This is a genomic window from Desulfomarina sp. (assembly GCF_054039375.1).
Window position 1 is genome coordinate 1 of record NZ_JBPLBA010000263.1, and the last position, 2,950, is coordinate 2,950.

At 45.2% G+C, this 2,950-nt stretch carries 2 protein-coding genes; both read left to right on the plus strand.

Annotated elements, in window-relative coordinates; genetic code table 11:
- The first annotated feature begins 176 nt into the window (after positions 1-176).
- A complete protein-coding gene (locus ACXLDX_RS14370) occupies positions 177-1,895 on the plus strand; it encodes a 4Fe-4S dicluster domain-containing protein (protein ID WP_457577875.1) in 1,719 nt (572 codons plus the stop codon).
- Positions 1,892-2,818 (plus strand): CoB--CoM heterodisulfide reductase iron-sulfur subunit B family protein, encoded by a 927-nt coding sequence (locus ACXLDX_RS14375; protein ID WP_457577876.1) that lies wholly within the window; start codon positions 1,892-1,894, stop codon positions 2,816-2,818. Before ACXLDX_RS14370 ends, ACXLDX_RS14375 begins: the two co-directional genes overlap by 4 nt.
- Positions 2,819-2,950: the final 132 nt, after the last annotated feature.

Here is a 2,950-nt window from a genome sequence, read left to right on the forward strand (position 1 = left end):
AAAACAGGAGAAGAAAACAAGCATCATTCACGACTTTAAAGTATTATTAAAATCGATAGAATATTACACGTGAATTGATAAATAAAAATAATTCCACAGGGTGCTTTTTTAAAAAGCAATTTTTAGAAGAAAACCCGTACAATGAAAACTGGAACTGAGGGTATAAAGATTTAACTATGAATATCAATATACTGTTTGGTTTGGCTGGTCTTGTCTGTCTTGTTGGATTATTTATTCGTTTCTCCAGTTGGTTTTCCCAGGGGCTGAAACCGCCTGGAAAGGACACATCAGGAAGTAACAGGTTGTCCGAGTCCCTGAAAGGAGGAACAGGAACCCTTTTCGGTGCCGGTCTGCTCCCGGCTGTGCAATCCTTTTTTCTCGACCATCTTTTCCAAAAGCGTATATTCGAAAAGAATCTTCTCCGCTGGATAACACACAGTCTGATATTTTTCGGGTTTGTTCTCCTTCTTTTCATGCATGCTCTCAGCCCCGTCATTTCCGATAATCTTTTCAGTGACTTTCAGCCGACTCTCAATCCCTATCTTTTCCTGCGAAACCTGTTCGGCATCATGGTTCTGATCGGACTTGGCCTTGCCGTTTACAGACGCCTTTCCCTCAAATCCCGGAGATTGAAAACGAATCCGGCTGACTGGGCTGCGCTTGTATTTATCGCTGTCATTATTTTTTCCGGAATGTTGCTGGAGGGGGCAAAGATGTCTTCCTACACAACTTTCCAGAACATGGTGGATGAATATGGCGCCCTGGACGAAGAGGAGACAAACGCACTGGCTGCTTACTGGGTTGAGGAAAACGGTCTGGTGGCTCCAGACCTGCCAAAACCACTTTCTTCAGAACTCGTTGCCACAGGAAAAGAACTGAACGGCGACAGTTGTACCGAATGCCATAGCAGCAACAGTTCCGCCTTTGCAAGCTTCACCCTTAAGGGAATTACAAGACCATTTGCCGCAATATTTTCGGATTCAGGAGCAGTATCTTTCTTCTGGTATCTCCATATCCTCGCCTGCAGCGCTTTTCTCGCGTGGTTGCCGTTCAGTAAGATGTTTCATGTCATCTCGGCTCCGGTCAGCCTGGTCATCAAACGTATTGCCGGTGAGGAAAGTGTACGAGATACTCTTGTCCCCACCCACCAGATGATAGGGCTGTCCGCCTGTACCCATTGCGGTTCCTGTTCCCTCGAATGCTCTTCAAACATGTTTTTTGAATCCTTTAACAACGATTTTATTCTGCCATCGGAAAAAGTGCAGTTCCTCAAAGACTACGCGGCGGGTAAAATAACAGATAAATCTCAACTGGATAAATTACAGCAGGGACTGTATGTCTGTACAAGCTGTGATCGCTGCACAAAGGTCTGTCCATCCGGCATTAATCTGAAAGAAATATTTGTAACGGCCAGATACAGTCTGCTTGACAGAGGTGTTCCGGAACCGTCAATGCTTGGGCATTTTTCTTTCCCGCTGGCCCTCGCCAGGACCTTTGTTGATGACCATATCAAGGCCCTGAAAACAGTCACTGCACTTTTCAAAAAAAGCTTTACACAACTTTCAGAAATTGAGCTGCCCATGGGCCTTTCGAGGCAGGGGTACGAAAACAGCAGTTACAAAAGCTGCTACTCATGCCAGCGCTGCACCAATATCTGTCCGGTAGTCAGAAGCTTTGACAACCCATCAGAGGCACTGGGCCTGCTTCCCCATCAGATCATGTTCAGTCTCGGTATCGGTAATACTGAACTTGCTATGGGTTCCCAGATGATCTGGAGCTGTTCTACATGTTATCTCTGTCAGGAGCATTGTCCAAATCAGGTCGAACTCTGTGATATTTTCTACAGTTTAAAAAACAGGGCAATAGATAAAATAGATGCAGGAGTCAACTCATGAAATACGCATTTTTTCAGGGGTGCAATATCCCGGCACGAATTGAACAGTACGCTACCGCCACCCAGGCTGTTTTCAATATATTCGGCGTTGAACTTGAAACTGTTCCGGAATTCAACTGCTGCGGTTATCCGGTGCGTAATGTTGACGAAAAAGCTTATATCCTGCCGTCAGTCAGGAATATGGCCATCGCCGAAAAACTTGGACTTGATATTCTGGTGATCTGCAACTGCTGTTTTGCGAGTCTGCAGAAGGCACGAAGATGTCTACAGAAAGATCCGCAGCTGCAGAAGGACATAAATACACTGCTGGCCAGGGAAGACCTGTGTTATAACGGCAAAACAGAGATAAGGCATTTTCTGAGTGTACTCCACGATGAGATCGGCGTGGAAACAATCAAGGCAAAACTGGTGAACAAGTTTAAGGATCTCAATGTTGCCGTCATCCATGGCTGCCACATCCTCCGTCCCCGTGAAATCACCCTTTTTGATGATTCCTTTGTTCCGAAAATAACAGAAGCGCTGATGCAGGTTGCTGGAATCAACAATCTTGAATGGCAGGGAAAACTGGAGTGTTGCGGGGCTGCTCTCGCGGGAATAAATGATGAGATGTCCCACAAACTGCTTTGCGAAAAAATAGAAAGGGCAAGAAAAGCCGGAGCGGATTTCGTTGTTCCGGTCTGCTCATACTGTTATCTTCAGTTTGATACAACTCAGCTGAATCTTCTGGCTGAAAAGAGCAATCCCATTCCAGTACTCCTCTACCCACAGCTCCTCGGTCTTTGCCTCGGCCTTGATAATGAACTCCTGGGGATCCTGGAAAACAGAACTGTAGCTCCTGACAATATAGAACAGCTCAAGTCTCTTCTAGGCCCCCCTGTTGAAGAGAAGAAGAAACGTAGAAAGAAAATGAAAACTGCTGCATAATTTTCCTTCTAAATAACAAAAGTTATCTTGATTACCCATGAAATTCAGCCAAATTGTGGATTGGGCCTGTTTTATCAGGCTAGCCTACGGTCAAAAATCACTGGAAATTTCAATTGATAAGGAATTCAAATG

What these genes read in the sequence shown, in the direction of transcription:
- ACXLDX_RS14370 (WP_457577875.1), top strand. Translation starts at nt 177, where the DNA reads ATGAATATCAATATACTGTTTGGTTTGGCTGGTCTTGTCTGTCTTGTT.
- ACXLDX_RS14375 (WP_457577876.1), top strand. Translation starts at nt 1,892, where the DNA reads ATGAAATACGCATTTTTTCAGGGGTGCAATATCCCGGCACGAATTGAA.